The 26467-nt window shown below is 72.2% G+C and carries 31 protein-coding genes and 1 pseudogene; 18 read left to right on the top strand and 14 right to left on the bottom strand.

Features of this window, described 5'->3' with window-relative positions:
* Window positions 1-38: 38 nt before the first annotated feature.
* The 3 genes from K7862_RS00005 to K7862_RS00015 all read right to left on the bottom strand — a co-directional run bounded on the left by K7862_RS00005 (window position 39) and on the right by K7862_RS00015 (window position 2283).
* Complete coding sequence (locus K7862_RS00005; RefSeq protein ID WP_222959317.1) at window positions 39-392, bottom strand: nuclear transport factor 2 family protein; 354 nt, start codon at window positions 390-392, stop codon at window positions 39-41.
* Between the two features lie 114 nt (window positions 393-506).
* Window positions 507-1253, bottom strand: a complete 747-nt coding sequence (locus K7862_RS00010) for an SDR family NAD(P)-dependent oxidoreductase (RefSeq protein ID WP_222959318.1) — start codon at window positions 1251-1253, stop codon at window positions 507-509.
* 157 nt (window positions 1254-1410) lie between these two features.
* Window positions 1411-2283: a TIGR03620 family F420-dependent LLM class oxidoreductase gene (locus K7862_RS00015; protein ID WP_222959319.1), complete on the bottom strand. Its 873-nt coding sequence runs from the start codon at window positions 2281-2283 to the stop codon at window positions 1411-1413.
* 111 nt (window positions 2284-2394) lie between these two features.
* Between K7862_RS00015 and K7862_RS00020 the strand changes: the two genes are divergently transcribed.
* From K7862_RS00020 to K7862_RS00030, 3 genes are all read left to right on the top strand, one after another.
* On the top strand, window positions 2395-3006 hold the full coding sequence (locus K7862_RS00020) for a TetR/AcrR family transcriptional regulator (RefSeq protein WP_222959320.1): 612 nt from the start codon (window positions 2395-2397) through the stop codon (window positions 3004-3006).
* 90 nt (window positions 3007-3096) lie between these two features.
* Window positions 3097-3456: a hypothetical protein gene (locus K7862_RS00025; protein ID WP_222959321.1), complete on the top strand. Its 360-nt coding sequence runs from the start codon at window positions 3097-3099 to the stop codon at window positions 3454-3456.
* A gap of 146 nt (window positions 3457-3602) precedes the next feature.
* Window positions 3603-4529: a L,D-transpeptidase family protein gene (locus K7862_RS00030; protein ID WP_262412444.1), complete on the top strand. Its 927-nt coding sequence runs from the start codon at window positions 3603-3605 to the stop codon at window positions 4527-4529.
* A 44-nt stretch (window positions 4530-4573) separates the two neighbouring features.
* Here the strand turns inward: K7862_RS00030 and K7862_RS00035 are convergent, their stop codons facing one another.
* From K7862_RS00035 to K7862_RS00045, 3 genes are all read right to left on the bottom strand, one after another.
* On the bottom strand, window positions 4574-5107 hold the full coding sequence (locus tag K7862_RS00035) for a hypothetical protein (RefSeq protein WP_222959322.1): 534 nt from the start codon (window positions 5105-5107) through the stop codon (window positions 4574-4576).
* Between the two features lie 47 nt (window positions 5108-5154).
* Entirely contained in the window at window positions 5155-5550 is a 396-nt protein-coding gene (locus K7862_RS00040) for a leucine-rich repeat domain-containing protein (protein ID WP_222959323.1), read from the bottom strand.
* Between the two features lie 83 nt (window positions 5551-5633).
* Entirely contained in the window at window positions 5634-6092 is a 459-nt protein-coding gene (locus K7862_RS00045; protein ID WP_222959324.1) for a MarR family winged helix-turn-helix transcriptional regulator, read from the bottom strand.
* Between the two features lie 56 nt (window positions 6093-6148).
* On the opposite strand from K7862_RS00045, the gene K7862_RS00050 reads away from it, so the two are divergent.
* Window positions 6149-6715, top strand: a complete 567-nt coding sequence (locus K7862_RS00050) for a YbhB/YbcL family Raf kinase inhibitor-like protein (protein WP_222959325.1) — start codon at window positions 6149-6151, stop codon at window positions 6713-6715.
* Between the two features lie 6 nt (window positions 6716-6721).
* Here K7862_RS00050 and K7862_RS00055 read toward each other — a convergent pair whose 3' ends face one another.
* From K7862_RS00055 to K7862_RS00065, 3 genes are all read right to left on the bottom strand, one after another.
* On the bottom strand, window positions 6722-7900 hold the full coding sequence (locus tag K7862_RS00055; protein WP_222959326.1) for a polysaccharide deacetylase family protein: 1179 nt from the start codon (window positions 7898-7900) through the stop codon (window positions 6722-6724).
* 210 nt (window positions 7901-8110) lie between these two features.
* A complete protein-coding gene (locus K7862_RS00060) occupies window positions 8111-8521 on the bottom strand; it encodes an SgcJ/EcaC family oxidoreductase (RefSeq protein WP_222959327.1) in 411 nt (136 codons plus the stop codon).
* An 80-nt stretch (window positions 8522-8601) separates the two neighbouring features.
* A complete protein-coding gene (locus tag K7862_RS00065) occupies window positions 8602-9645 on the bottom strand; it encodes a sigma-70 family RNA polymerase sigma factor (RefSeq protein WP_222959328.1) in 1044 nt (347 codons plus the stop codon).
* 282 nt (window positions 9646-9927) lie between these two features.
* Between K7862_RS00065 and K7862_RS00070 the strand changes: the two genes are divergently transcribed.
* From K7862_RS00070 to dhaK, 4 genes are read left to right on the top strand one after another with little or no spacing between them, the layout of a single operon-like run.
* On the top strand, window positions 9928-10788 hold the full coding sequence (locus K7862_RS00070) for a class II fructose-bisphosphate aldolase (RefSeq protein ID WP_222959329.1): 861 nt from the start codon (window positions 9928-9930) through the stop codon (window positions 10786-10788).
* A gap of 3 nt (window positions 10789-10791) precedes the next feature.
* Entirely contained in the window at window positions 10792-11595 is an 804-nt protein-coding gene (locus tag K7862_RS00075; RefSeq protein ID WP_222959330.1) for an HAD-IA family hydrolase, read from the top strand.
* Window positions 11596-11618: 23 nt separating this feature from the next.
* Complete coding sequence (dhaL, locus tag K7862_RS00080; RefSeq protein ID WP_222959331.1) at window positions 11619-12281, top strand: dihydroxyacetone kinase subunit DhaL; 663 nt, start codon at window positions 11619-11621, stop codon at window positions 12279-12281.
* A 41-nt stretch (window positions 12282-12322) separates the two neighbouring features.
* The gene (gene dhaK / locus K7862_RS00085) at window positions 12323-13318 is read left to right on the top strand and encodes a dihydroxyacetone kinase subunit DhaK (protein ID WP_222959332.1); all 996 of its coding nucleotides are present in this window, start codon (window positions 12323-12325) and stop codon (window positions 13316-13318) included.
* 59 nt (window positions 13319-13377) lie between these two features.
* Here dhaK and K7862_RS00090 read toward each other — a convergent pair whose 3' ends face one another.
* A complete protein-coding gene (locus K7862_RS00090; protein WP_222959333.1) occupies window positions 13378-14436 on the bottom strand; it encodes a hypothetical protein in 1059 nt (352 codons plus the stop codon).
* A gap of 431 nt (window positions 14437-14867) precedes the next feature.
* Window positions 14868-15125, bottom strand: a complete 258-nt coding sequence (locus K7862_RS00095) for a hypothetical protein (protein WP_222959334.1) — start codon at window positions 15123-15125, stop codon at window positions 14868-14870.
* A 217-nt stretch (window positions 15126-15342) separates the two neighbouring features.
* Here K7862_RS00095 and K7862_RS00100 point away from each other — a divergent pair, with 217 nt between their 5' ends.
* From K7862_RS00100 to K7862_RS00125, 6 genes are all read left to right on the top strand, one after another.
* Window positions 15343-16050, top strand: a complete 708-nt coding sequence (locus tag K7862_RS00100) for a TetR family transcriptional regulator (RefSeq protein WP_222959643.1) — start codon at window positions 15343-15345, stop codon at window positions 16048-16050.
* Window positions 16051-16056: 6 nt separating this feature from the next.
* Window positions 16057-16839 (top strand): SDR family NAD(P)-dependent oxidoreductase, encoded by a 783-nt coding sequence (locus tag K7862_RS00105; RefSeq protein WP_222959335.1) that lies wholly within the window; start codon window positions 16057-16059, stop codon window positions 16837-16839.
* Window positions 16840-16859: 20 nt separating this feature from the next.
* Window positions 16860-17900 carry an NAD(P)-dependent alcohol dehydrogenase gene (locus K7862_RS00110; protein ID WP_222959336.1) on the top strand — a complete coding sequence of 347 codons (1041 nt, stop codon included), beginning with the start codon at window positions 16860-16862 and terminating at the stop codon, window positions 17898-17900.
* Window positions 17901-18051: 151 nt separating this feature from the next.
* Window positions 18052-18516, top strand: coding sequence for a DUF8821 family protein (locus K7862_RS00115; protein WP_222959337.1), 465 nt, complete (start codon window positions 18052-18054; stop codon window positions 18514-18516).
* A gap of 21 nt (window positions 18517-18537) precedes the next feature.
* Complete coding sequence (locus K7862_RS00120; protein ID WP_222959338.1) at window positions 18538-19278, top strand: VOC family protein; 741 nt, start codon at window positions 18538-18540, stop codon at window positions 19276-19278.
* Window positions 19279-19442: 164 nt separating this feature from the next.
* A complete protein-coding gene (locus tag K7862_RS00125) occupies window positions 19443-19796 on the top strand; it encodes a hypothetical protein (RefSeq protein ID WP_222959339.1) in 354 nt (117 codons plus the stop codon).
* Between the two features lie 63 nt (window positions 19797-19859).
* Here the strand turns inward: K7862_RS00125 and K7862_RS00130 are convergent, their stop codons facing one another.
* Window positions 19860-20435, bottom strand: coding sequence for a TetR/AcrR family transcriptional regulator (locus K7862_RS00130; RefSeq protein WP_222959340.1), 576 nt, complete (start codon window positions 20433-20435; stop codon window positions 19860-19862).
* Between the two features lie 171 nt (window positions 20436-20606).
* Here K7862_RS00130 and K7862_RS00135 point away from each other — a divergent pair, with 171 nt between their 5' ends.
* From K7862_RS00135 to K7862_RS38395, 3 genes and pseudogenes are all read left to right on the top strand, one after another.
* Entirely contained in the window at window positions 20607-21239 is a 633-nt protein-coding gene (locus K7862_RS00135; protein WP_308011759.1) for a cysteine hydrolase family protein, read from the top strand.
* A gap of 65 nt (window positions 21240-21304) precedes the next feature.
* Window positions 21305-22567: an MFS transporter gene (locus K7862_RS00140; protein WP_308011760.1), complete on the top strand. Its 1263-nt coding sequence runs from the start codon at window positions 21305-21307 to the stop codon at window positions 22565-22567.
* Between the two features lie 119 nt (window positions 22568-22686).
* Window positions 22687-22969 (top strand): annotated as a pseudogene (locus K7862_RS38395) (phosphohydrolase); the annotation flags it as partial.
* 13 nt (window positions 22970-22982) lie between these two features.
* Here the strand turns inward: K7862_RS38395 and K7862_RS00145 are convergent.
* Window positions 22983-24056 carry an alkene reductase gene (locus K7862_RS00145; protein ID WP_222959341.1) on the bottom strand — a complete coding sequence of 358 codons (1074 nt, stop codon included), beginning with the start codon at window positions 24054-24056 and terminating at the stop codon, window positions 22983-22985.
* Between the two features lie 124 nt (window positions 24057-24180).
* Here K7862_RS00145 and K7862_RS00150 point away from each other — a divergent pair, with 124 nt between their 5' ends.
* A complete protein-coding gene (locus K7862_RS00150; RefSeq protein ID WP_222959342.1) occupies window positions 24181-24540 on the top strand; it encodes a MerR family transcriptional regulator in 360 nt (119 codons plus the stop codon).
* 126 nt (window positions 24541-24666) lie between these two features.
* Here the strand turns inward: K7862_RS00150 and K7862_RS00155 are convergent, their stop codons facing one another.
* Complete coding sequence (locus tag K7862_RS00155) at window positions 24667-26349, bottom strand: APC family permease (RefSeq protein WP_262412445.1); 1683 nt, start codon at window positions 26347-26349, stop codon at window positions 24667-24669.
* Between the last annotated feature and the right edge of the window lie 118 nt (window positions 26350-26467).

Here is a 26467-nt window from a genome sequence, read left to right on the forward strand (position 1 = left end):
GGAACCCCGGCAGTGGTCTCAGACCGTGAACGGCGCGATCAGGCCGTGAACATCGTCAGCACGGCGGCGATCCTGCCGTCCCGGACGGTGATGACGTCGATGCCGCGCACCGCCGGTTCCCCCGCGGGGCCGAACGCCCAGGCGAGCGCCCCGTTGCCGGGGCCCGCGTAGCGTTCGCCGTCCTCGGCGAAGACGAAGTTCGGCGGAACCTTCTCCAGCAGGGTGCTCGCCTTCTCCTCAAGGGCGTCCCAACCGGTGGTCACGCCTTCCGGATCGGTGAAGACGATGTCCTCGGTGTAGATCCGCTCGATCGCCGCGCGGCGCGAGCCGGGATCGCGGTTGCCGAAGACCTCGTGCAGATTGGCGGCCAGCAGGTCGGTCACGCTGTTCATGGTGCTGCTCCTCGTTCCTCCGGGGCGCCGCGGGACGCCGGCCGGCCGTGTGGTCGTGCCGGCCGGCGCCCCGCGTGTTCCCGGTGTCGGGATCATTGGATCATCGGCCGGAGGTCAGATCTGGCTGGCGCCGCCGTCGACGTAGATCTCCGCGCCGGTCATGTAGCCGCTGGCGTCGGACGCCAGGAACAGCACCGTCTCGGCGATCTCCTCCGGGCGGCCGAGGCGGTTCATCGGCACTCCGGCCGCCAGACCCTTGAGGAGCTGTTCGGCGGCCGCCGGGTCGCCCGCCAGGCCGCTCAGTCCCGGGGTCTCGATCGGCCCCGGCGCGATGCTGTTGACGCGGATCCCGCGGGTGACCAGTTCGGCGGCCCAGCTGCGCGTGAGCGAGCGGAGCGCCGCCTTGCTGGCGGCGTAGACGCTGAACGACGCGGCGCCCTTGGTGTCGATGTTGGAGCTGGTCAGGATGACGGAGGCACCGGGTGTGAGCAGGGGCAGCGCCTTCTGCACGGTGAACAGGGTGCCGCCGACGTTGGTGTTGAACGTGTCGGCGTAGTGCTGCCAGGTGACGTCCGGCAGTGCCGCGAACTCACCGCCGCCTGCGTTGGCGAAGAGGATGTCGAGGCTTCCGTGCTCCGCGACGACCGCGAAGAGCCGGTCGAGGTCGTCGAGGTTCGCGACGTCGGCGCGCACGCCGGTGGCGCGGTCGCCGATCGAGGCCACGGCCTCGTCCAGGGCCTGCTGCCTGCGGCCGGTGAGGAAGACGTGCGCTCCCTCCGCCGCGAGGCGCCGCGCGGAGGCGAGGCCGATGCCGGAGGTGGCGCCGGTGACGAGGGCGGTCCTGCCGTCGAGCTGTCCCATGATCGTTTCTCCTTGAGTGGGGACCGGTGGTGCGGGATGGGTGGTGCGGGGGGGTTGGTCCTCAGAAGCCCTGAAGCCGTACGAAGAGGCAGGGGCGGCTTGCCCGCGGTGGGCCGCGCGCCGTTCCCGCGGGCGCGGTGGGTGTCCGGATCGCCGATCACCGTGCGAGGAAGGCCAGTTCGCGCCACTGGGCGAGCGGCAGGCCGGAAGAGCCGGGGGTGTCGATCACGTGCAGGGCGACGTGGTCCGCGCCCGCGCCGAGGTGCTCCCGTACCCGTCGGACGACGTCGTCCGCGCTGCCGTGGGCGACGAGTGCGTCGATGAGCCGGTCACTGCCACCGGGCACCAGGTCGTCGTCGGTGAAGCCGAGCCGCCGCAGGTTCGCCCGGTAGGCCGGGAACCCGATGAACGCGCCGATGCCCGCCCGCGCCGTCTCGCGGGCCACCGCCGGATCGGACTCGAGCACGACGGCCTGGTGCGGGGCGAGGAACGGCGTCGCGCCGACCCGGGCTCGCTGCGCCGCCACGTACTCCGGCGTCACCAGGAACGGGTGCCAGCCGGCGGTGCGGGCCGCGGCCAGATCGGCCATCCTGCGGCCGAGGGCGCCGAGCAGCAGCCGTCCGGCGGGGACGGCGGCGCCCAGCTCGTCGAGGTAGCGGCTCATCGAGTCGACCGGATCCCCGTAGTGCTGCCCGCGGGCCGCGGCTCCCGCACGGTTTCCGACGCCCAGGCCGATGACGGTGCGCGGCCCGTACGCGGCGTCGAACGCCGCGACGCCGGCGCCCAGTTCGGCGGCGGACTGGCCCCAGATGTTGAGGACCCCCGTGACGACGGTGCTGTGCGGCGCAGCGGCCAGCAGACGGCCGACGTCGTCGAGTGCGCCGGCGCCGTCGAGCCCGGGCATCCAGATCGCCCGCCAGCCCAGATCGTCGAGTTCCGCCACGGCCTCGCGTACCTGCGGGCGGCCCGCAGACCGCAGCTGCATGCTCCACAGTCCGACCCGGCCGAGGTTCTCGCGCAGCTCGCTCATGATGACCCCTCCATTTCTGTACCGTTCGGTACTGAAGAACGGCGGTGCCTCCCGAACTATTTCCGTACCGTTCGGTTAAGATTGAGGAGCGACCTGGGACAGGGGGTGACGATGGCGGAACGCGGACGGCCCCGGGGCTTCGACGCGGACGCGGCGCTCGACCGCGCGGTCGATGTCTTCTGGCGCCAGGGGTACGAAGGCGCGTCGCTGAGCGACCTCACCGACGCCATGGGCATCAACCGCACGAGCATGTACGCGGCGTTCGGCAACAAGGAGGAGCTGTTCCGCCGCGCCGTCGCCCGCTACGCCTTCGCGGAGATGGCCTACGCCCGCGACGCGCTCACGCAGCCCACGGGATACGCCGTCATCGAGGCGTTCCTGCGGGCCAACGCCGACGCGCTGACGCGGTCCGACCGCCCGCCGGGATGCCTGTCCGTGCAGGGCGGACTCGCCGAGGGCGGCGACAACGGGCACATCGCCAAGTTCCTCGCCGACAGCCGCCTCACCGGTGAGCAGGCGCTGGCCGACCGCCTCGCCCGCGCCGTCGAGGACGGCGATCTGCCCGCCGGCACCGATCCGCTCGTGCTGGCCCGCTACGTGATGGTCGTCAGCGAGGGCAACGCGGTGCACGCGGCCGCCGGCGCGGGGCGCGAGGCCCTGCACGCCACCGTCGACATGGCGCTGCGAGCCGTGCCCTCCCCCGACGGGCATCGCACGGCCTGACGCCCGGTCAAGCTCAGAAGTGCGTCAAGTGGCGGGACACCGCGGACGGCCGGACCGATCCTTGAGGCTCGGCACGGTAAAGGGGGCATAATGATTTCCGACGCACCTGTGATCGTCCTGGTCATCGCGGTGTTCGCCGTCCTGATGGCGGTGGGCATAGTCCTCAGGGCGGCTCGTGGGCACGGCCGCGGCACCGACCACCGTCTGTCCTCCGGCAGGACGAGCACCGTCGACGACACCGCGCCGGACCTGCCCGCCTCCCCCGCGGCCCGGCACCACAACCAGGGGCACCACAGCCACCACGGCCACAGCCACGACGCGGGCTGGCTCAACGGTGGGCATGGGGGTGCCCACGGCGGCGGCCACGGGGGCTTCGGTCACGGCCATGGCGGCTTCGGACACGGGGGCGGTCACGGTGGCTTCGACGGCGGCGGCGGCCACCACGGCTGAGCCGATTCCCCATGGGCAGGTCATCAACTGATCAAATCGCCGCGCTCCGGCGGCACATGCGTCCATCCTGGGACGCACACGTGGTGGTGCGGGCCCGTTCGGCGGAGTCGCACCACCCGTCATTGCTCCCCTCGACGGAAGAGACCATGACCGCCTCTGCTGGGCGCCACGCCAAACCCCGCACACCCCTCGCCCGCCGCGCCGCGGCCACCGGCGCGCTCAGCGCCGCCGCGGCCGTCACCGCGGTCACCGCCGCGGGCAGCGCCCAGGCCGCCACCACTCCGCCCGGCACCACAGCCGTCACCGGATACACCGTCGTCACGGGTGACACCCTGTCCGCGATCGCCGCCAGGGACCACGTCCCCCACGGCTGGACGGCGCTGGCCGCCGCCAACCACATCGCCGCGCCCTATGTGATCCGCCCGGGACAGCACCTCACCCTGCCCGCCGGCTCCTACATCCCCACCCCGCAGCGCTTCCCCGTCAGGGTCGCCATCGGCAATGCCAGCCAGGTCATCACCGTCAAGGCGTCCGGCAGCTACGCGCGCGTCGCCCTGTGGGACAAGACCGCCGTCGGCTGGCACCAGGTGGCCGCCACCACCGCGGCCCGCGTGGGCGCGCACGGCATCACCTTCGGCGGCACGCGCACCCAGGGGACCTCGACCACCCCCACCGGCACCTACACCATCACCCGCGGCTTCGGCGTCGGCCCCAACCCCGGCACCACCATGCCCTACCACCAGGTCACCAGCCACGACTGGTGGGTCGAGGACCCGACCTCCGCGTACTACAACCAGATGCGCACCGACACCCAGGGCGGCTTCCACCTCACCGAGTCCGGCGACGACGGCAGCGAACACCTCATCAACTACCCCACGCAGTACCACAACGCGCTGGTCATCGACTTCAACATGAACCCCGCCGTCAAGGGCCGGGGCGCCGGCATCTTCCTCCACGACCTCGGCCCCCAGGCCGGCCCCACCGCCGGCTGCGTCGCCGTCCCCGCCGCGTTCATGACCCAGATCATGCAGTGGATCAACCCCGCCGACCACCCCGTCATCGCCATCGGCTGACCTGTCCGGCCCAGGACGACGACGCGGGCCGTCGGCGACGACCGTCAGCGCTCGGGAGGCGCCGTGCGGTGGACGCTGCGGACGGCCGCGACGTCGGCGGCGACGGCCGGCGACGGCAGGTGGGCGCTGAGCGCGTCGAGGCGTCGCCGGACCGAGGTGGCGAGGCCCTTGCCCGGCACGAAGCGGGTCGCGGTCGGTGCCGCGGGCGCGGAGTCGAGCAGACGGTGGGCCTCCCGGCTGCGCATGCCGGTGTGGGACAGCACCAGGTGGGTCAGCCGGTGCCGTGCGGAGGCCAGGGTCAGGCCGATGGCCGAGGCGGCCTCGGCGTCCACGTGGTTGTCGGCGGCGAGGGTTCCGGCCGCCCTGACCCGGCCGAAGTCCAGCAGTTCCACTCCTGCCCCGGCCGCGGCGGCGGCCAGCCGGGCGACTGCCTGCGGCCCGATCCCGTTGCCGGCCACGGACAGCCGGGCCAGCCGGCCATGGGGTGCGCGGTCGAGGGCGGCGGCCAGCAACTCCGCGCCGTCGTCGCCCAGGAAGCAGGCGGATGCGTAGAGTTCGGCAACGGCGCCGGCCGACACCAGTGCGGCCGGTGGCGCCGCGCACGCGCTGCCCAGCGGGTTGCCGCTCAGGTAGAGCCGTCGATCCGCCGCCCCCGTGCCACGGCCGTCAGCACGGCCTCCGCCAGGACGGCCGCTCCGGCCGGGTCGAGGCCGGTCTGCACCAGGTCGAGGGTGCGCAACGTATCTGCGGCGACGAGGAGTTCGGCGGCCGCCCGGCCGCCGCCGGTGCCCAGCGGGTTGCGCTTGAGCCAGACGCCGGTCACGACGTGCTGCGAGGCGCGGAGGCCGTCGGCGATCGCGCAGGCCCCAGCGGCCGTGGTGCCGTTGCAGCCGGGGTACAGGGTCTCCACGGCGGTGCCCGCGCTGTGCTCGACGACGGCCGCGGCCCCCTCGTCGCCCAGGCCGTCGGTGCCGAGCAGCAGATTCCGCACGCCGCCTGCCTCTGCGCTACGTCCGGGCATTGACGGTGATCGTAGGGGCGATTCCCCCTGCGGACCACATGGTTTCGGGGCCGGTCCGCGCCCTTCCCCCGCGGTCCCCTTGCTCACGAGTCGGCGATGCGCAGGAGCAGGTCGGTGGCTCTGGCGATCACCGCGCGTTCGTCCGCGGTGAGGGCGCCCAGCCGCTCGTCGAGCCACGCGTTGCGCTGCGCCCGTGCGGCGACGGCGAGTCGGTCGCCTTCGGCGGTGGCACTGAAGAGCACCTTGCGGCGGTCGTTCGCGTCGCGGGTGCGGACGGCGTAGCCGGCGGAGGTCAGGCGGTTCACGGTCTGGCTCATGGAGGCAGGCGAGACCCGGTCGTACGCGCTGAGTTCGGTGAGGGTCCGCGGGCCGTGCTTGTGGAGGCGGGTGAGGACGGCGAGTGCCGCGTCTCCGAGGCTGCCGTCGGGGCGCTCGCTGCGGAAGCGGCGGTAGATGCGTCCCACGGCGGCGCGCAGCTGTCCGCCCAGGTCGGTCTCCGCGGCGACGGCGGGCCGCTGCACTTCGGTTGCGTCCTTTCCCATGGTTCATTAGTGTACCTAAACAGATCTTTCTTATACCTAAGCAAGGAGTCGCCGTCATGCCCGCAAACCCCCTCGGCGTCGCGCTGCGCAACCGCCGGGCCGGCCAGAACACCCTGGTCTGGGCACGCGCCGACCTTCAGGCGCCGGAGAACTTCACCCTGACGAGCCCCGCCTTCGACCACGGCGCGCCCCTGCCGGAGAAGTACCGCGGCAGGCTGTTCGGCGCGAACGTCTCCCCGGCCCTGGAGTGGACGCAGCCGCCTGCGGGCACCGTCGAACTCGTCCTCGTGGTGCAGGACCCGGACGTCCCGATGGCGAAGCCCGCCACCCACGCCCTGACCCTGGGCATCGACCCCGCGTTCAAGGGGCTTCCGGAGAACGCCCTGACCGACCCCAGCCCGGTTCCGGGCGTCCGCCACGGGAAGGGCGGGCTCGGGCGCCGCGGCTGGGCCGGCCCGATGCCGATCCGGTCGCACGGACCCCACGCCTACGTCTTCCAGCTCTTCGCGCTGGACCAGGCCACGGGACCGGCCGCCGGCCGCACCCTCGGCGAGGTGACGGCGGCCGTCGCCGGCCATGTGATCGGCCGCGCCCGCCTGGACGGTACGTACGAGATCCGCTGACGGGCGTCATGCGGAACGGGTGAACTCCGCCCACCCCTCGGTCGGTTGCTGCCCGACGTCCAAGGTCCTGAGTTTGGCGAGCAGCGCGGGGTCCTGCGCGTCGAGCCAGTTGACGTACTGCTTGAAACTGACCATGCGGACGTCGTCGGCACCCAGTGCGGAGATGTGCTCCAGGACGTTCTGGACCGCGTCCATGTAGATGCCGCCGTTCCACTGCTCGAAGTGGTTGCCGATGTAGAAGGGCGCCCGGTTGGTCTCGTAGGCCCGCTGGAAGCCGGCGATGTAGGAGTCGGTGGCCTGCTGCCGCCACGCCGGGTAGTTGCCCGGGTCGGATGTGGTGGCCGCGTGGGACTGGTTGGCCAGCATGTTGTAGTCCATCGACAGGACCTCGAACGTGTGACCGGGAAACGGGATCAGCTGCAGCGGCAGGTCCCACAGGCCCTGCTTCCTGGACGGCCAGACCTGGCTGCCGCCGGGTCCGCTGGCGTCGTAGCGCAGGCCCAGCTTGGCGGCCGTCGGCAGCCACTGCTCCTGCCCGAGCAGGCAGGGGGTGCGGCCGCCGGTCAGCTCCTTGCGGTAGTCGAAGGGCAGGGAGGGGACGTCGGTGAAGCCGGTGGTGGTCTTCCAGGTCGTGACGAAGGCGATGGCCTGTTCGATCTCGCTCTCCCACTGGGCCGGGGTCCAGTTCCCGACGCTGCCGTAGCCCGAGCAGAAGTGGCCGTTGAAGTGCGTGCCGATCTCGTGACCCTCGAGCCAGGCCAGGCGCACCTGGTCCAGGGTCGTCCTGATGTGCTCGTCCGCGAAGTAGCCGATGTCGGACGCGCCCACGGGGTTGTTCGGGGGCCGGTAGAGGTCCTTCTTGTACTCCGGCAGGCAGTACAGGCCCGACAGGAAGAATGTCATCTTCGCGTCGTGCTCCTGGGCCAGGTTCCGGAAGCGGGAGAACAGGCCGTTGTCGAGTTCACCCGCGCCGTCCCAGGAGAAGATGACGAACTGGGGTGGCGTCCGTCCCGGTTCCAGCCGCTCGGCCGCCGGCTGGTGCGGCTGCGCGCCGGTGTCGGAGGTCGAGCCGTCACCGATGAGGACCGTCTTCGTCCGGTCGTCGCCGAACCCGCACCCGGTCGCGGCCCCGAGGGTGGCGCCCGCGGTCAGGCCGAGCAGACTTCTCCGGGTGATCGGGCGCATGCGCTTCCCTCGTCCTCGCGGGCCGGCGGTCGGAGCGCCGGAGGTGACCGCCCGGCGCTTGCTCGCAAACGCATAGAGAGATACCCGGACCAAGTCTCCAGGAATGCATCAGATCACATGAATCCATCCTTGATTTGGTAAAAAGGCAGCCAGGTCAGCAGCGGGCCGGGGCGCGGACGGGCCGACGGGGCCGGGCGCCCCGGCACGCGGTCACTGCTGCGGGGCGAGCACCGGACTGCTGTGGAAGGCGGCGATCAGCCACCGGCCGTCCCGCTTCTCCAGGACCCAGGTCGCGTTCACCTTGGCCGGGTCCGGGACCTCGGTCTGGCCGGGGAACAGGATGCCGGACTCGCTGACGACGATCGCGGCGTCCCGGCCGACGAAGCGGAGGCTGAGCTCCCTGCCGCAGGTCGAGGTGTTCTTGAGCGGACCCTGGAAGGCCAGGGCCATGCTCTCGCGGATCACGTCACGGCTGTCGCGGAGCGAGCCGGTCAGGATGGCGGTCGCGTCCGCGGTGTAGTCCGCGACCATGCCCTCGGCGTCACCGGCCTCCCACGCCTCGGAGGAGTCGGCCAGTACGGCCCGGATGGCGGCCTCGTCGTGCGCACGGCTTTCTGACATGGGATGTCTCTTCCTGCTGAGCGGCTCGCGCGGGGTGTTCCGGCGAACTCGTCCCTACATACCGGCGGCGGGGCCGGAACTCATCGCGCCGACGGAAACTTCTCCCGCTCGCCGTCGGCGCGGCCCCGCGCGTCGAGCCGGGCCGCCAGGCCGAAGGACGCGAAGACCTCGGCGTCCTGGAAGACCGAGTTCCGGCTGATGCCGTCGGCGGTGACGGTGAAGACCTGGAGGGTGTGCAGCTCGTACCCGTCACCCACGCCCCGGTACGCGGCGAAGGCCGGCTGGCCGTTGGCCCCGACCGCCCGCAGGGACCAGTCGGTCCCGGCCTTGTCGAAGACCCACTCCATGAACAGGCCGTAGTCGGCACGGCCGGTGAACCAGTTGAGCATCGGCGGCATCTCCATGAGCACGTCCTCGGTGAGCAGCCGCTTGAGCGCTTCGACGTCGGCACGCTCGAACGCCGTCATGTAGCGGTCGACCCAGGCGCGCTGGTCGCCCGAGGGCGGCTCACGCAGGCCCTCCTGCCGGATCCCGGCCTGATTCATGCGGGTCCGCGCCCGCTGCAGTGAGCTGTTCACCGACACGACCGTGGTGCCGAGGACGTCAGCGCTCTCAGCCGCGGAGAAACCCAGCACGTCCCGCAGGATCAGGGCGCCGCGCTGGCGCGCGGACAGGTGCTGCAGCGCGGCGGCGAAGGCCAGGCGCAGGCTGCTGCGGACGATCACCGTTCCGGCCGGATCGCCGCCGGTCAGCGTCGCGTCGGGCAGCGGCTGGAGCCAGGCGACGTTCTCTCCGCGGACGAGCGGTCCGCGCGGGTCCGAGGCGGCCACCATTCCCGACGGCAGGGGCCGGCGGCCGCGGACCTCCAGGGCGGTCAGGCAGGCGTTCGTCGCGATCCGGTACAGCCAGGTGCGCAGGGAACTGCGGGAGTCGTCGTACCGCTCCCGGGCCCGCCAGGCCCTGAGGTACGTCTCCTGGACCAGATCCTCCGCGTCGTGGGCCGAGCCGAGCATCCGGTAGCAGTAGGCCAGCAGCTCCGCCCGGAACGGCTCGATCCGGCGGTCGAACCCGTCGCCCCGCGCCGCACCGCCCGTACCGCCCGTACCGCTGAACGTGCCTGCCATCCGCTCCTCCTTCGCCGGCGCCTACGGGATCCGGGATTCGTGTGTCCCTTCGCCCGCCCTGCCTGTGGGGACACCGTCCGCCCCGGAAAGTGTTCGCCCCGGGGCCGCCCGCGCCGAGCAACCGGCGCCCCGGCGCTTGCGCTGCCGCGTTCGCGCTGGTCAGGCGCGTGCCGGGCCCGGAAGCGGGGTGGGCGGAGGCGACCGCCGGCCACGGGCGGCCGAGTGGCGGGCCGCGCGAGGCGGGCGTGCAATGGGACGGGGAGACCGAGCCCTGGAGGGACCGTGCCCGTTGTACCCCTCAGCACCATCGTGTCCGACGCCTTCGACAAGCGGTACGGCGTTCCGGCCATCAACATCGTCAACGACCTCACGCTGGAGGCGGTGCTGGCCGCGGCCGTGGAGAAGTCGTCGCCCCTGATCGTGCAGACCTCCGTGAAGACGGTCCGCTCGATCGGCAGCGACGTGCTTTACGCCATGTGGACGGCGATGACGGCGGGCATCGAGGTCCCGGTCACCCTCCACCTGGACCACTGCCCCGAGCGCGAGGTCATCTCGGAGTGCCTGGCCCGCGGCTGGAACTCGGTGCTGTTCGACGCCTCCAAGATGCCGGTCGAGGAGAACATGCGGCAGACCGTCGAGGTCGTCGCCGAGGCCCGCGGGTACGGCGCCCACGTCGAGGGCGAGATCGAGTCCATCACCGGGGTGGAGGACGGCGTCGGCTCCGACACCGAGGCCGAACGGCAGAGCCTGGAGGTCGTGCTGGAGTTCCTGCGGACCACGCACGTGGACGTGTTCGCCCCCGCGATCGGCAACGCCCACGGCGCGTACAAGCAGGCGCCGGTGCTGGACTTCCAGCGTGTCTCGGACATCGTCGCCGCGTACCCGCTGCCGATCGCCCTGCACGGCGGCAGCGGCATGTCCGACGAGCAGTTCCACGAGCTGATCTCCCGGGGGTGCGCCAAGGTCAACATCTCGACCGCCCTCAAGGAGACGTACATGAAGTCCAACCTGGCCTTCCTGCAGTCCGCGGCCGAACGCGGGAAGTGGGATCCGCCCTCCCTGTTCCGCGCGGTGCGCGCGGACGTGGTCGAGATGGCCGGGTCCCTGATGACGTTGTTCGGCAGCGCCGGCAAGGCGGGCTGATCGATGCCCGCCCTGATCTGGGACTGCGACGGCGTGCTCGCCGACACCGAGCGCTACGGGCATCTGCCCGCCTTCAACCGCACCTTCGAGGAGTTCGGGCTGCCCGTGCAGTGGTCCGACGCCGAGTACGCCGAGAAGGTCAAGGTCGGCGGCGGCAAGGAGCGGATGAAGACGCTGCTGACGCCGGAGTTCGTCAAAGCGGCGGGCCTGCCCGACGACCAGGAGGCGCTCGCCGACGAGGTCGCCCGCTGGCACCGCCGCAAGACCGAGATCTACACCGGCATCATCAGCGGCGGAACCATCCCGCCGCGCCCGGGCGTGCGGCGGCTGATGACCGAGGCCCACGACGCGGGCTGGACCCTCGCGGTCGCGTCGACATCGGCCGAGCCGTCCGTGCGCAGCGTGCTGGACCTCGCCGCAGGCCCCGAACTGGCCCCGCAGGTGCACGTGTTCGCGGGCGACGTGGTGGAGCACAAGAAGCCGGCGCCGGACATCTACCAGCTCTGTGTCGACCGGCTCGCGCTCGACCCCGCGCAGACGGTGGTGGTGGAGGACAGCCGCAACGGGATGCTGGCGGCGCTCGCCGCCGGGCTGGCCTGCGTCGTCACCGTCAGCGCCTACACCGCTCAGGAGGACTTCGCCGGGGCGTCGTTGGTGGTGTCCTCGCTGGGCGACCCCGGACCGCAGGAGACCGTGACGGAGGTCCTGAGCGACCCGCTGGGCCTCGACCCCCGGCCGTTCGTCCGCCTGGAGCACCTGGGACGGGTGCTGGAGGCCGGCGGCGGTACGGGCGCCGGGCAGCACTGACGCCACGCCGGTGAGGAGAGAGCATGTCATCGCCATCGACAGCAGGAAGCGACCTGGAGTTCGTGGTCCGCACGATCGCCCGGACGGCAGTCGACAACGAGAAGCAGTTCGGCGATCTGGACGCCGTCGCGGGCGACGGCGACTTCGGCTACTCGCTCGCGCGGGGCTTCGAGATCGTCCTCGCCGACTGGGAGACCTTCGACCGCGGGTCGCCCTCGGACTTCCTCAAGCGCGTCGCGATGGTCATCTCCAAGCGGGTGGGCGGGACGTCGGGGCCCCTGTGGGGCACCGCCTTCCTGCGGGCGGCCGGGGCGGTCAAGGAGCGGCCGGACCTGGCCGGGCTGAGCGGGCAGGACGCGGTGGCGATGCTGCGGGCCGCGGCCGAGGGCATCAAGGTCCGGGGCCGGTCCGACCTCGGTGACAAGACGTTGCTGGACGCGCTGATCCCGATGACCGACGCGGTGGAGAAGGAACTCGGGGCCGGGGGCGGCGCGTCCGGTGCCGCTGTCGCCCGGGTGGCCGCCACCAGCGCGCGGGCGGCGGCCGAGGCGACCACGCCGATGCAGGCCATGCGGGGCCGTCAGAGCTACACCGGGGAACGCAGCATCGGCTCGCCGGACCCCGGCGCGGTCGCGGTCGCGGTGATGGCGGAACGCATCGCCGACACCTGGGAGTCCCGCGGCTGACTCCTCCCATCCCCCTGGCGCTACGACCACCTGGAGCCCCCATGAAGAAGTTCGTCAACGACCCGAAGGACTTCGTCGCCGAGATGCTGGAAGGGCTGGCGCTCGCCAACCCCGACACCCTCCGCTACGTCCCCGAGTACAACCTGATCATGCGCGCGGACGCGCCCCAGGAGAACAAGGTCTCGATCGTCCAGGGGTCGGGCTCGGGGCACGAACCCTCCCACGTCATGAGCGTCGGCAAGGGCATGCTCGACGCGGCCTGTCCCGGCGACGTGTTCGCCGCGCCGCCCGCCGACTTCGTGTACGAGACGGTCAAGCGGGTCGCCTCCCCGAAGGGCGTCCTGCTGCTGGTCAACAACTACACCGGTGACCGCATGGCGTTCGAGATGGCCGAGGAGCTGGCCCAGGCCGACGGGATCGAGGCGCGGACGCTGTTCATCGACGACGACGTGTCGGTGCAGGACTCCACGTACACCGTGGGCCGCCGAGGGGTGGCGGGCAACTTCTTCGTGATGAAGGCCGTCGGCGCGGCGGCGGAGCGCGGCGCCGACCTCGACGAGGTCCACCGCATCGGCACGAAGGTCAACTCCGTGGCCCGCACGATGGGCATGGCGCTGACCGCCTGCACGCCGCCGGCGAAGGGCTCGCCGCTGTTCGAACTGCCCGACGACGAGGTCGAGATGGGCGTCGGCATCCACGGCGAGCCCGGCCGGCGCCGGGAGAAGCTGCGGACGGCCAAGGAGATGGTGGGTGAACTGGTGACCGCCGTCACCGAGGACCTGCCGTTCGAGTCCGGCGACCGGGTCGCCCTCATGGTCAACGGCCTGGGCGGAACGCCGATCGGTGAGCTGTACCTCGTCTACGGGCTGGCCCACAAGCAGCTCGCCGAGCGCGGCATCGAGGTCCACCGCTCCTACGTCGGCGAGTACTGCACCTCCCTGGACATGGCCGGTGTCTCCGTCACGCTGGTCCGCCTGGACGACGAACTCGTCGACCTGTTCGGGGCGCCCGCGGAGATCCCGATCCGCGTCTTCTGAGGATTCCGGGGCGGACGCGGGTCCGCCCCGGCCGGGCATCGGCCGGGGCGATCGGGCTGTCATCGCACGAGGACGGCGACCGCGAGGGGGACGAGCACGGCGGCGACGGTGAGCAGCGTGGTCGCCACGGTCTGGCCGTCGATCACGCCGGACGGGCTGCCGGCGACCTTGTCGTACAGGTCGACGAGTTGGGCCTCCCCGTCGGTGAGGACGCCGGTCGCCGGCGGTTCCTTCGGCAGCCGGCGGGCGAGGACGTGCAGGACCGCGGTGCGTCTGTCCAGCACCGCCTGGGACAGCCGCCACTGCGAGTAGAGCCCGAACAGGACGAGGGCCACCAGGGCCAGGGTCGCCACGATCCACTTGGTCACCAGGTAGGCGCCGTCGTGGGCGACGTAGGGCGCGAGCCACACCCACGGCGCGAAGGCCACCGCGCATCCGAACACACAGACCAGGGTCACGAAGCGGTGCCACCGGGAGAGCGCCTCGATGCCCGGGGTCCGGGCCGGGGCGGACCAGACGAGGTGCACATGCTCGGGCTTGGTGATGATCCGGGCCAGCCGTGAGGCCCGCAGGAGCCAGAAGAGGCTGTTGGCTCCCATGGCGCCGCTCATGACCACCGTGAGGTAGGAGGACGTGTCGACGTACATGTGGCGCGTCACCTGGTGGATCGTGGACAGCGCGAACAGGGATCCGCAGGAGATGGCCGATCCGACCAGCATCCACTTCTCCTGCCGCCACGGCCGGAACCCGCGGTCGATCCAGGCGTGCACCTGGCGGGCGCCGCGCGGGGTCAGCATGATGTCGACGCTCGGCAGCGCCCGGTGGAAGCCCCGGCAGCCGGCCCACTGGGAGAAGACGTTGAGCAGGTCCATGCCCACGTAGTAGCCGAGCCAGAAGAAGTGGGCACCGCGCCCCTGCGTGGTCGGATGCCCGAACACCTGGTGCAGCACGGCGAGGAGGAGCGGGCTGAGGATGACGACGAGGAACGGCGCGCTGTCGCGCGGGTTCCAGGTGTTGCGCGAGGCGTCGGCGCGTATGCCGAACCAGCGCAGGACGGTGACGCGGGCCAGATCGCGGTGGTAACGGTCGTTGAGGGCGGGCAGGTGCGGAAGCGCCACAGGAACCCCCGGGTGTGTCGGACGGGGCGGGGCAGCCGGTCCGCGCGGCCGGAGCGAAGTGCACCGGTGCGCGGACCGTGTGGCGTCTTTCTAGGCGCGGGCGGCGACGCGCGGGCGGGTCGTTCCGTGGCGACTTCTGCCATGCAAGGGCCATTGCGGAACGGTTGTGCCTCTGCTAGTCCGGTGGCGTCCGACAGCCCTCGCCGCCCGCGCGCATCCCCCCTGCGCCTGCCTGGTGCGGGGTCTCAGCGGGACGCCGGGTCATCCGCGCGGTGGCGTTGACGTCGATCCCGCCGGGCGCCTGGATCGCGTAGACCCAGCCGTCCTTGCCCCCGTGGCGAAGCCCTGCGCCACCCAGCGGTCGCAACTGGCGCTCACGTACGCGGAGTTCTGGCCGCCCCCGTCCCGATCACCTGCCGGCACCACACCCTTCACCCAGAGGGCGGCCGGTCGGCGGCGCGGGCGGCTGACCGGGCCGCACAGGGGGCGACCGGCCGCAGGCGCGGGTCGCGGACCATGGCGTCGATTCCGGCGGCCGCCACCGCGGCCCCACCCGGCTGCCGCAGCAGCCGCTCGAGGGGAGGAATGCCGAGAGAGCCCAGGTGGAGGTCGTCCTGCGGACGCTCGCACCGGACGACCACCTCGCCGCGCCGCGCGTAGGCGACGCCGGCGATCCGGTCCCATGGCACCCGCCGGGCGGACGCATTGTCGGGCGCGGCCCGAGGCGCCCGGACGGGGTGTCCGCTGTGGGAGGGCGCGCGGCGCGGCCGGGGCCCGAGGCCCGCGGCCCTGCCGCGACGCCGTTCCGCCGGCGTCACGAACACCGCGATGTCCCGGTGGGACATATGTCTCATTGGGACATCTGTCCCAGGGGGACATCACCGGCGTACGGTCGGGGGCATGGACATGGACGCCGAGGAATCGGAACCGGGCGGCGGCGAAGCCGTGGCGGACCGGCGGCTGCTGAAGGCGCTCCGGACCCGCGAGGCGCTCGCCACCGCGGCCGTCGACCTGATCCTGGAACGCGGGCTTGCCGCCACCACGGTGGAGGCCGTCGCCGAACGGGCGGACGTCACCCGGCGGACGTTCAGCCGGTACTTCACCGGCAAGGAGGACGCCGCCCTCGGCTTCGTCCGCGACGACGGCGAGCGGATCAACGCCCTGCTGCGCGCGCGGCCGGCCGGCGAACCGCCGCTGCTGGCCTACCGCCGGGCCGTCCGCGCCTGGCTGGCCGACCGGGACACCCCCGCCCGGCACCTGCGCCCGAGGATGCGCCGGATCATCGGCCTCCTGAACGGCGAACCCACCCTGTTCGCCGCGTACGAGCGCATCCGTGTCGACGCCCAGGAGGAGTCGATCCGGATCATCGCCGGCCGCCTCGGCACCGATGACCTCCGGGACCTGCGCCCGGCCGTCGTCGTCGAGGCCGCCGCGGGTGTCCTGACCGCCGCGCTGCGCGCCTGGGCCCGCGGCCCGGAACCACAGGACCACGACGGCGACACCGGCGCCGACCTCGCCGACCTCGTGGAACGGGCCTACGACGCCCTGTCCCGGGAGGCCGCTTCCGCGGCCCCCCACCGCACCACCGAACCACCCCGCACTACCGATGAGTGAGACCACATGAGCACCACCCCCAACCCCACCGCCGACACCGCCGAGTTCACCGGCCGCACCGCCCTGGTCACCGGGGCCGCGTCCGGCATCGGCCTGGCCACCGCCCGGCTGCTGGCGGCCGGCGGCGCCAACGTCGTCATAGCCGACTTCGACGTCCCCGGCGCCGAGCGGGCCGCCGCCGAACTGACCGCCGCGGGACGGCGGGCGGCGGCCACGGCGCTGGACGTCACCCGCCCGGAATCGGCCGAGGCGGCCGTCCACCTCACCGTCGAGACCTTCGGCGGCCTCGACCTCGCCGTGAACAACGCCGGTATCGGCGGGCCGAGTTCACCCACCGGCGCGTACGACGTCGCGGAGTACGACCGGGTCATCCGCACCAACCTCGACGGCGTCTTCTACTGCCTGCGCCACGAACTGCCCGCCATCGAAGCGGCCGGCCGCGGCGGTGCGATCGTCAACGTGGCCTCCATCCTCGGTTCCGTCGGCTTCGCCGGTTCGCCCGCCTACGTGGCGGCCAAGCACGGCGTCGTCGGGCTCACCAGGACCGCCGCCGCCGAGTACTCCGCCCGGGGCATCCGGATCAACGCCGTCGGCCCCGGCTTCATCGAGACCCCGCTGCTGCGGCAGATGGACGAGCAGGCGCGTGCCGCCCTCGTCGCGCTGCACCCGGCCGGGCGGCTGGGGCGGCCCGAGGAGGTCGCCGAGCTGATCGCGTTCCTGCTCTCCGACCGCGCCTCGTTCGTCACCGGCGGCTACCACCTGGTCGACGGCGCCTACACCGCCGTCTGAGCCCGGGAGAGGAGACCATCATGAAGGCACTGCAGTACCGCACCATCGGCGCCGCCCCCGAGGTGGTGACCGTCCCCGACCCCGAGCCCGGCCCCGGCCAGGTGCTCCTGAAGGTCACGGCCGCAGGCGTCTGCCACTCCGACATCGCCGTGATGAGCTGGCCCGCCGACGGCTTCCCGTACCCGCTGCCGCTGACCCTCGGCCACGAGGGCGTCGGCACGGTCGCCGCGCTCGGCCCCGGCACGACCGGGGTCAGCGAGGGCGACGCCGTCGCGGTCTACGGCCCCTGGGGCTGCGGCCGGTGCGCCAAGTGCGCCGAGGGCAAGGAGAACTACTGCCTGCGCGCCGACGAGCTCGGCATCCGCCCGCCGGGCCTCGGGGCGCCCGGCGCCATCGCCGAGTACCTGCTCGTCGACGACCCGCGCCACCTCGTCCCCCTGGACGGACTCGACCCGGTGGCCGCGGTCCCGCTGACCGACGCGGGCCTGACGCCGTACCACGCCGTCAAGGGGGCGCTGCCCAAGCTGGTCCCGGGCTCCACCGCGGTCGTCATCGGCGCCGGCGGCCTCGGGCACGTCGCGATCCAGTTGCTGCGGGCGCTGACCCCGGCCCGGGTCGTGGCCCTGGACGTCAGCGAGGACAAGCTGCGGCTGGCCCGCCAGGTCGGCGCCCACGAGACGGTGCTCTCCGACGACGGCGCCCCCGACGCCGTCCGCGAACTGACCGGCGGCCTGGGCGCCCAGGCGGTCTTCGACTTCGTCGGCGCCGGCCCCACCGTGCGCATCGCCGCGGCCGTGGCGGGGGTCGAGGCCGAGGTGTCGCTGGTGGGGATCGGCGGCGGCACGCTGCCGGTCGGGTTCGGCGTACTCCCATTCGAGGTCTCGGTCAGCGCCCCCTACTGGGGGTCGCGCGGCGAACTCCAGGAAGTGCTGGCCCTGGCCCGCGCCGGGGCGGTCTCCGTCCACACCGAGACGTTCTCCCTTGACGACGCGCCGCGCGCGTACGAGCGGCTGCACGCGGGCGCCGTCAACGGGCGCGCGGTCATCCTGCCCAACGGCTGAGGTCCGTCGTCGGCCGCGGAACACGCTGTGTGCGGCCGTGGCGAGTGCCCGGTCCGCGCCCCATGGGACGCGGGCCGGGCCACGGCCCGGAAAAGCTGCCCGGCGGGACGCCCTCTGCGATGATGTGCGCGAACGGGCACCAGGAGGGCGCATGCCGTACACCGTCGACTTCGAGAACGTCTCCACGACCGGCCTGGAATCGAGCCCGGTCGCGGACGCGCTGGCGGGGCTGCGCGCCAACGAGGCGCGCTACTACCGCAACAAGTACGACCACGCGTTCACCGTCAGCCCGGCGGCCGAGGCGCCCGAGGTGCTCGACTGGGTGAACCGGATCCTCTCCGAGGAGCGCGACATCGTCATCGCCGCGCGCCCGCTCGAGGTGACGTCCTTCGAGGTCGCGGGCATCCGGATGGCCTACGTGTTCTACGAATCCGGCCTGTCGGTCAACGTGATGTACACCATCGAGGACGGCCAGAAGCGCGCGGTCGGCTTCAAGCTCTCGGAGGGCATGGAGGTCCCCGAGGAACTGGCCTCCCGCTTCAAGTTCGCGCGCCAGAAGTCGAAACTGGCCGGCGTCATCCGCGGCTCCTTCTTCGTGATCAAGGGCGAGTACTGAGGCGACCCCGGGACCGCCGGCATGGCACTGCGACCTGTTCAGGTGAACATCAAGGCTCTCGACGCCCCGGCGGTCGGCCGGTTCTGGGCGGCGGCGCTCGGCTGGAGTGCGTACAGCCCCGGTGCGACCACGTACGTCGGGCCCGGCGGCGGGCTCGTGTGGCCGGACCCGACCGGGCTCGGCATCGACGTCGTCCCCGTCCCGGAACCCAGGACGGCGGTCAAGAACCGGATCCACCTCGATCTCGCCACCACCTCCGGCGCCCATCAGGCGGAGCTGGTCGCAGGCCTGCGGGCCCTCGGTGCGACGCCCGCCGACGTGGGACAGGGGGACGTGCCGTGGACGGTCCTCGCCGACCCCGAGGGCAACGAGTTCTGCGTGCTTGAGCCGCGGGAGATCTACCGGGACACCGGGCCGATCGCCGCGGTGGTGGTCGACTGCGCGGACCCGCGGGCGATGGCCCGGTTCTGGGGCGAGGCGACGGACTGGACCCCGCACGAGGTGAACGGCGATATCGCCAGGTTGCGCTCCCCCGAGAGCGCCGGTCCGTACCTCGAGTTCCTCCGCACACCCGACGCGAAGACCGCGCCGGACCGCGTCCATCTCGACCTGCTCCCCTCCCCCGGTGACGACCGGGCCGCCGAGGTGACCCGGCTGCGGACCCTCGGTGCGATCGACCTCGACCTGGGCCAGGGCGACGTCCCCTGGACCTGCCTCTCCGACCCGGAGTCCCACGAGTTCTGCGTTCTCGCCCCCTCCTGACGCCCACCCTCGACGACTTGCGCCGGCCCTCACCCCTGCGCGCCCCGAGCCGGATACCTTGGCGCTGCCACGCTGCCGAGGAGGCCCGATGCCCTGCTGTCGGTGCAACACTTCGATCCGCCGCGGGATCTGGGCTGGCTGCCGAGGCCGGACCCGGCCTCCATGTGCTGCGGCACGGGCAGTCGTTCGATCCCGAGCTCGACGATCAGGGCTGCGTCCTCTATCCCGGCGGCCAAGAGCCGATGGAACTCGGGCTGCTGTTCCGGCCCTACGCGTTCATGGAGGCCGGCGACGAGGTCGCGGACGCCGACGGCGCCACCTGGCGGTTCGCCCATCCCTGGAGCTGGCGGTCTCCCCAGGGGCAGTCCGGGGTGCCGGTGTGGCCGCTGGCTCTCCGGACGCGCGGAGGCCGGCGCGTGGAGGGGGAACCCGTGGTGTCCGCCACGGTCGGCGGCTCCCACGAGGGCGAGGAGGACACGTGGCGCGGCCTGACCGGCGCTGAGCCGGTCGCGCCGTGACGCACGCCCGGCCGCGGCCGGGCGCCGCGCCGCGACAGCGGCGCCCGCGCCGCGTTCACGGCCTCACGCCGTGCCGAAACCGTCCTTGAGGCGCGCGGCGACCGTGCCGAGCAGTTCGTCGGACAGCTCGGGGTCGGCCACGGCCCGGGCCATCAGCACCGCTCCCACCAGCGCGCTGAGGGTGACCATCGCGTCCGCGCGCTCGCCGGACCCGTCGGCGGGGATGCCCTCGATCAGCGACAGGTAGCTGCGTACCTGCTTCTCGTAGGCCTCCTTCATCTCGGTGCCGCCGCGCCCGGCGGCCTCACCGAGCGTGACGAGGGCACAACCGGTGCCGGGAGTGTCGCGGTGGTGGGCGCTGAGGTAGGCGTCGATCAGGCCGGTGCGCGGCAGGTCGGGGTCGGCCTGCGCGGCCCGCTCCATCTTCTCCTCGCCGTCCGCGAGGGCCAGGGCCGCGGCCTGGTTCATCAGGTCCTCGCGGGAGCTGAAGTGCTTGTAGAAGCCGCCGTGGGTCAGGCCGGCCTCCTTCATCAGCTCCGCGATTCCCAGCTGCTCCATGCCCTGCTCCCGGATTCGCCGCGCCGCGATGCGCAGCACGCGCGCCCGCGACTCGGCCTTCTCGGCCTGTGAGTGGCCCATCGCTGCCCCTTCCTGCGCTGCCGGGCCGGTCAGCCGGCACATGATCTGGACGGCACATCTGGATGATGACCATCATACACATCACGTCGAAGCCCGGCTCGGCTCGCTTGACATTGTGGATGACAGTCATCATCCTGAATGTGGATGACGAAGATACTCCACATTGAAGGGATGACCATGACCTCCGTCTACGACCCCACCCGAACCGCCGTCCTGCTCGTCGACCCCTACAACGACTTCCTCTCCGAGGGCGGCAAGATCTGGCCCCTGGTGGAGGACATCGCCACCGAGGTCGGTCTGCTGGACAACCTCCGCGACGTCGTAGCCGCCGGCCGCGGGGCCGGGATGCAGGTGGTCTTCGTCCCCCACCGCCGCTGGCAGGAGGGCGACTACGACAACTGGGACCACCCCAACCCCACGCAGCGGCTCATAGCCCAGCGCCACACGTTCGCCAGGGACACCTGGGGCGGCGAGTTCCACCCGGACTTCCAGCCCGCTCAGGGCGACGTCGTCGTGAAGGAGCACTGGGGCCAGAGCGGGTTCCCCAACACCGACCTGGACTTCCAGCTCAAGCAGCACGGCATCACCCACGTGATCCTCGCCGGGCTGCTGGCCAACACCTGCATCGAGTCCACGGGGCGCTACGCGATGGAGCTCGGCTACCACGTGACGCTCGTACGCGACGCGACCGCGGCGTTCAAGCCGGAGATGATGCACGCCGCCCACGAGCTGAACGGCCCGACCTTCGCGCACGCGATCGTGACGACCGCCGAACTGACTGACCTGGTGACAGGAAAGCGCTGAGCAGGAGGACCGGCGAAGGCCGTCCCCGCCCACCGTCCCGCACCCGAAGCCGTCGTAAGGACCTCGTGACCACAGCCGCAGCTGCCATGCCGAACGCCAGGCGCGGAACCATCCCCGTCTTCGCCACGGCCACCGCAGTCACCGTCTCGAACATCTACTTCACCCAGCCCCTGCTCGAACAGATCGCCCGCAGCTTCCACATCTCCGCGGCGGCCGCGGGCCTCGTGGCCACCGCCGGCCAGATCGGCTACGCCCTGGGCATCGTCGCGATCGTCCCGCTCGCCGACGGGGCCAAACTGCGGCGGCTCTCCGCCGTTCTGCTCGCCGTGACCGCGCTCGCGCTCGTCGCCGGGGCGTTCGCGCCCTCTATCGCCCTGCTGAGCATGGCCGCTCTCGTCCTGTCGGCCACGACCGTGCTGCCGCAGGTGATCATGCCCACCGCGGTGTCCATGGCCGCGAAGGGCCAGGCGGGACGCGTCCTGGGGGCGGTGGGAACCGCGCTCACGATGGGCGCGCTGGTCTCGCGCAGCGTCTCCGGCGTCCTGGCCCAGGCCACCGGCACCTGGCGTTCCGGATTCCTCCTCGCAGCCGTCGCCACGGCGGCCATGCTGCTGATCCTGCCCCGGTACATGCCGGCCGGTACGGGACGGAAGGCCGAGACCCTCAGCTATCCCCGGCTCCTCGGGTCCCTGCCGGGTCTCTTCCGCCGGTACGCCCCGCTGCGCCTGTCGGCGGCGCTGGGAGGGCTGGTCTTCGCCGCGTTCTCCGGGTTCTGGGCCACGCTGGCCTTCCACCTCACGCAAGCGCCGATCGGGCTCGGGTCCGCGGTGGTCGGGCTGTTCGGCATCGCCGCCATTCCCGGCGCCCTCGCCGCCCGCTACTCCGGGCGCATGGCCGACGGGTGGGGACCGACGGCCGTCAACGCCGTCTCCCTCGTCTCGGTGGCACTCGCCCTGGCCATGTTCCTGATCGCGGGCGACTCCCTGGTCGCGCTGCTGATCGGGTGCAACCTGCTGGGCTACGGCACGACGAGTGGTCAGATCGCCAACCAGGTACGCATCTTCACCGCCGGTCCCGAGGTCCGTGCGCGGCTGAACACCCTCTACATGTTCTCCGTGTTCGCAGGAGGCGCCATCGGGACCGCGGTCGCCAGCGCGCTCTTCGCGTCCTGGGGCTGGGCGGGTGTCGTCGGCAGCGGGTTCGGCTTCCTCGGGCTCGCCGTCGTCATCCTCGCCGTCCACACCCGGAAGACCCGGGGGAACGAGATGCGGCAGCCGGCGGTCGCCGGCCAGCCCGCGCCCGTCCTGGAGGACCGGGCGGTCCGGTGACCACTCGCGGCGGGTCGAGGCGACCGGCGCCGCGCGTCGGCCACGACCCGGCCCGGACAAGGGCGGACCGCGGTCAGTACCCTGACGCGGTGACGAGCGACACCGCCTTGTCGAGAGCCATGACCGGCGCCGCCGACCTGCCCCTGCTGCCGCTGCCGGACCGCGTCGCCGAGCTGCTGTCCGGCCTGGGGTGTCCACCCCGGGCTGGCGGCCCACCTGCGGGCGGTCCACGACGTCGCGCACCGGCTGGTCGACTGGTTCGAGGAGCACCGCCCCGCCGTCGCCGTCGACCGCGCGGCCGTGCTCTTCGGCGCCGCGACCCACGACGTAGGCAAGACCGTGCACGTCTCGGAGCTCTCCGGCCCCGGAGCCGCGCACGAGGAGGCGGGACAGGCCCTTCTCACCTGACGGGACGTCAACTCGCGTACTGGTACGTCGGATACGTCAGGTACCCCGCGTCGCCGCCCTGGTAGTAGGTCGACTCGTCGGCGGGCGCGACGGGAAGGTTGTTGCGCAGGCGCTCGACGAGGTCGGGGTTGGCGAGGAACGCGCGGCCGAAGCTGATGAGGTCGGCGCCCAGGCCCAGCCAGTGGTCGGCCTCCGCGCGGCCGGTCTGCTTCGGCCCCATCGGCATGACCGGGTTCACGACGAGGGCGCCGGGCCACGCACGCCGCAGCCCGAGCAGCACGTCCTCGTCGGCGGTGGCCTCGACGTGGACGTACGCCAGGTCCAGGCGGGCCAGTTCACCGAGCAACGCGTCGTAGAGCGCGGGCACGTCGCTCTCCTCGACGCCCCAGAAGGTCCCGCCGGGCGACAGCCGGATCGCGGTCCTGTCGGCCCCCACGGCGTCGACCGTCGCTGCCGCCGCCTCCACGGCGAACCGGATCCGGTGGGCCACCGAGCCACCGTAGCGATCGGTACGGACGTTCGCGTTCGACGACAGGAACTGCGAGATCAGATAGCCGTTGGCCCCGTGCAGTTCCACTCCGTCGAAGCCGGCCTCGATCGCCCGGGAGGCGGCCCGGGCGTATGCGGCGGCGTGCTCGGGCACCTCGGCCGTTGCCAGAGCCCGCGGAACGGGCGCCGGGCGCGGGCCGTTCGGGGTGAAGACCTCGCCCGTGGCCGCCACCGCCGAGGGGCCCACGGGCTGCAGGCCGGTGGTGTCGGGGTGGGAGACGCGGCCACCGTGCATGAGCTGCGCGAAGATCCGGCCGCCGTTGGCGTGGACGGCGGCCGTCACCGGACGCCAGGAGTCCGTCTGCTCGTCGGTGTGCAGCCCGGGCGTCCCGGGATTGGACTGCCCGACCAGGCTGGGCTGCACGCCTTCGCTGACGATCAGGCCGGCGGTCGCACGCTGGGCGTAGTAGGCCGCCATCGAGGGGGTCGCCAGGCCGCCGGCGGCCGCACGCACCCGGGTCATCGGCGCCATCACCACCCGGTTGGGCAGCAGAAGGTCTCCGAGGCGGTGGCTGTCGAAAAGGCTCGTCATGTGAGGACTCCGTCCAGGGGCGAAGGTTCGCGGCCCGGAACCCCCGGCCACGCCAGGTACGCTAAAACCTCACATGGATGTCAGAGGCAAGTCCTGTGACGCAGGCCACGCCAGGAGGAGTGCCATGCGCATCGGCGAGCTCGCCACCCGCACCGGAGTCAGCGTCCGGTCGCTGCGGTACTACGAGGAGCAGGGCCTGCTCGCCAGCGTCCGCAGTTCCAGCGGGCAACGGCACTACACCGACCAGGAGGTCGAACGCGTCACGTTCATCCAGCGGCTGTACGCAGCGGGCCTGTCCAGCCGCACCATCGCCGCACTGCTGCCGTGCGTGGACGCGCCCAGCAAGGAGAACTCCGACGCCGCCCTGGAGCGGATGGCGCTGGAACGCGAGCGGCTCTCCCAGCACATCACCGACCTGCTGCAGACCCGCGACTCCCTCGACGCGATGATCGCCGGCGCCAGAAGGCACCGCGAACGGGTGTGACGCGGCCCGCAGTCGCGGCGGGCCACCGTTCGACCGGCATCGGGCGCCGGCCGTGACGACGGCGCCGCCGGACCACCTCGTGGTCCCGCGGCGCCGTAGCTGCGGTCAGCCCTCCGCACCGAGCGGTCAGGGCGCCGAGCCGAGCTCTTCCTCCTCGTGGCGGGACTCGTCCTCCGCCTCCCTGATGTGCTCCTCCACCCGGGCCTGAGGGAGCCGGACCCGCAGCGCCAGCAGGTACACGATCGCGGCGAGGCCCAGGTTGACGATGAAGCCCCAGCCCAGGCCGATCCAGCCGCGACCGCCGTCGTAGTCGCCCGCCCAGCTGGTCAGCGCCAGGCCACCCAGCCAGGGCAGCGCCCAGGTCGCACCGGCGCGCAGGTCCAGCTTCGGGGCGCGGTCGCCGCCGGTGAGTTCGAAGACGGCGAGCAGGACGAAGCCGAGGCCGATGGTGGCGAACAGCTTCCAGTTGGTGTTCCAGCCGGCCCAGTAGACGATCAGGTTCGACGAGTACAGGGCGAGGAACGGGATGACGTCCCCGCCGGGCACCCGGAAGACCCGCGGGTGGTCGGGGATCTGCCGGCGCATGGCGGCCAGCACCAGCGGGCCGGAGCCGAACGACAGCACGGTGGCGGACGTGATGAAACCGACGAGCTGCTGCCAGCTGGGGAACGGCAGGAACACGATCAGGCCGAGCACGAACGTCACGATCAGGCTGATCAGCGGCGCACCGCGCGGGGTGGTGCGCGCCAGCGCCTCGGGCGCGTTGCGGTTGCGGCCCATGGCATAGGAGATGCGCGCCGTGACGGTGGTGTAGATCAGGCCGGTGTCGGCCGGGGAGATCACCGCGTCCACATACAGCAGGTACGCCAGCCAGCCGAGGCCGATGGCGCTGGCGATCGCGGCGAGCGGGCCGAAGTCGTTGGCGAACTGCAGGTTCAGCCAGCCGTGCGAGGAGTTGAGGTCGTGGCCGGGGACGGCGGCGAGGAAGGCGACCTCCAGCATGATGTAGATCACCGCGGTGATCACCACCGAGCCGATCACCGCGAAGGGCACGTTGCGCTTGGGGTTGTCGGTCTCACCGGCCAGCTCCACCGCCTGCCGGAAGCCGAGGAAGGAGAAGGTGATCCCGGCCGTGGAGATGGCGGTGAAGATGCCCTTGCTGCCGCCGGGCGCGAAGCCGCCGTACTCCTTGGCGTCGAAGTTGTGCCCGTGGAAGGCCGTGACCAGGAACGCCACCACGACGAGCAGGATGATGCCGAGTTTCCACCACACCAGGATGTTGTTGACCCGGGCGAACCAGCGGATGCCGAAGTAGTTCAGCGTCACGAAGAAGGCCATCGCCACCACGGCGACCGCGTATCCGAGGCCGGTCAGGGTATGGGTGCCGGTCGCCGGGTGGGCCACCGTGAAGTCCGCCCATTTCGTGGCGTACTGCAGCGCCCCCTCCACCTCGATGGGCGCGACGGTGGCCGCCGCGATCCAGGTGATCCAGCCCATCGTGTAGCTGGCGAAGGACCCGAAGGACAGGTGCGGGAAGCGTACGACGCCGCCGGAGAGGGGGAACATGGTGCCCAGCTCGGCGAAGCACAGGCCGATCAGCAGGATCATGACCGCGGCGAGCGCCCAGGAGAACACCGAGGCCGGTCCGGCCTCACGTGCCGCGTTCAGCGCGCCGAAGAGCCAGCCGGAGCCGATGATCGAGCCGACGCAGGCGAAGAGGAGGCTGACCCGGCCCAGGTCCCGTCGTAGCCCGGGTTTGTGCGAGGGCGTACCCGTCGCCCCGCCCTGCTGTGTGGATGTCGCGCTCATGCACCACCGTCCTTGCCGTTGCGGGCAGCAGGCTCGGGGTCACCGGACTCGTGGTCCTGCCGCATGTTCTACGCAGGCGGCCTGCCCAGGGATCACCCGAACATGCGGAATTACCGGG

It is taken from the genome of Actinacidiphila acidipaludis, assembly GCF_019890725.1.
GTDB lineage: Bacteria > Actinomycetota > Actinomycetes > Streptomycetales > Streptomycetaceae > Actinacidiphila > Actinacidiphila acidipaludis.

Excerpts from the sequence above, each read along its gene's own strand:
- K7862_RS00005 (WP_222959317.1), bottom strand. The coding sequence starts at position 392 with ATGAACAGCGTGACCGACCTGCTGGCCGCCAATCTGCACGAGGTCTTC.
- K7862_RS00010 (WP_222959318.1), bottom strand. The coding sequence starts at position 1,253 with ATGGGACAGCTCGACGGCAGGACCGCCCTCGTCACCGGCGCCACCTCC.
- K7862_RS00015 (WP_222959319.1), bottom strand. The coding sequence starts at position 2,283 with ATGAGCGAGCTGCGCGAGAACCTCGGCCGGGTCGGACTGTGGAGCATG.
- K7862_RS00020 (WP_222959320.1), top strand. The coding sequence starts at position 2,395 with ATGGCGGAACGCGGACGGCCCCGGGGCTTCGACGCGGACGCGGCGCTC.
- K7862_RS00025 (WP_222959321.1), top strand. The coding sequence starts at position 3,097 with ATGATTTCCGACGCACCTGTGATCGTCCTGGTCATCGCGGTGTTCGCC.
- K7862_RS00030 (WP_262412444.1), top strand. The coding sequence starts at position 3,603 with ATGACCGCCTCTGCTGGGCGCCACGCCAAACCCCGCACACCCCTCGCC.
- K7862_RS00040 (WP_222959323.1), bottom strand. The coding sequence starts at position 5,550 with ATGCCCGGACGTAGCGCAGAGGCAGGCGGCGTGCGGAATCTGCTGCTC.
- K7862_RS00045 (WP_222959324.1), bottom strand. The coding sequence starts at position 6,092 with ATGGGAAAGGACGCAACCGAAGTGCAGCGGCCCGCCGTCGCCGCGGAG.
- K7862_RS00050 (WP_222959325.1), top strand. The coding sequence starts at position 6,149 with ATGCCCGCAAACCCCCTCGGCGTCGCGCTGCGCAACCGCCGGGCCGGC.
- K7862_RS00055 (WP_222959326.1), bottom strand. The coding sequence starts at position 7,900 with ATGCGCCCGATCACCCGGAGAAGTCTGCTCGGCCTGACCGCGGGCGCC.
- K7862_RS00060 (WP_222959327.1), bottom strand. The coding sequence starts at position 8,521 with ATGTCAGAAAGCCGTGCGCACGACGAGGCCGCCATCCGGGCCGTACTG.
- K7862_RS00065 (WP_222959328.1), bottom strand. The coding sequence starts at position 9,645 with ATGGCAGGCACGTTCAGCGGTACGGGCGGTACGGGCGGTGCGGCGCGG.
- K7862_RS00075 (WP_222959330.1), top strand. The coding sequence starts at position 10,792 with ATGCCCGCCCTGATCTGGGACTGCGACGGCGTGCTCGCCGACACCGAG.
- dhaL (WP_222959331.1), top strand. The coding sequence starts at position 11,619 with ATGTCATCGCCATCGACAGCAGGAAGCGACCTGGAGTTCGTGGTCCGC.
- dhaK (WP_222959332.1), top strand. The coding sequence starts at position 12,323 with ATGAAGAAGTTCGTCAACGACCCGAAGGACTTCGTCGCCGAGATGCTG.
- K7862_RS00100 (WP_222959643.1), top strand. The coding sequence starts at position 15,343 with ATGGACGCCGAGGAATCGGAACCGGGCGGCGGCGAAGCCGTGGCGGAC.
- K7862_RS00105 (WP_222959335.1), top strand. The coding sequence starts at position 16,057 with ATGAGCACCACCCCCAACCCCACCGCCGACACCGCCGAGTTCACCGGC.
- K7862_RS00110 (WP_222959336.1), top strand. The coding sequence starts at position 16,860 with ATGAAGGCACTGCAGTACCGCACCATCGGCGCCGCCCCCGAGGTGGTG.
- K7862_RS00115 (WP_222959337.1), top strand. The coding sequence starts at position 18,052 with ATGCCGTACACCGTCGACTTCGAGAACGTCTCCACGACCGGCCTGGAA.
- K7862_RS00120 (WP_222959338.1), top strand. The coding sequence starts at position 18,538 with ATGGCACTGCGACCTGTTCAGGTGAACATCAAGGCTCTCGACGCCCCG.
- K7862_RS00130 (WP_222959340.1), bottom strand. The coding sequence starts at position 20,435 with ATGGGCCACTCACAGGCCGAGAAGGCCGAGTCGCGGGCGCGCGTGCTG.
- K7862_RS00135 (WP_308011759.1), top strand. The coding sequence starts at position 20,607 with ATGACCATGACCTCCGTCTACGACCCCACCCGAACCGCCGTCCTGCTC.
- K7862_RS00145 (WP_222959341.1), bottom strand. The coding sequence starts at position 24,056 with ATGACGAGCCTTTTCGACAGCCACCGCCTCGGAGACCTTCTGCTGCCC.
- K7862_RS00150 (WP_222959342.1), top strand. The coding sequence starts at position 24,181 with ATGCGCATCGGCGAGCTCGCCACCCGCACCGGAGTCAGCGTCCGGTCG.
- K7862_RS00155 (WP_262412445.1), bottom strand. The coding sequence starts at position 26,349 with ATGAGCGCGACATCCACACAGCAGGGCGGGGCGACGGGTACGCCCTCG.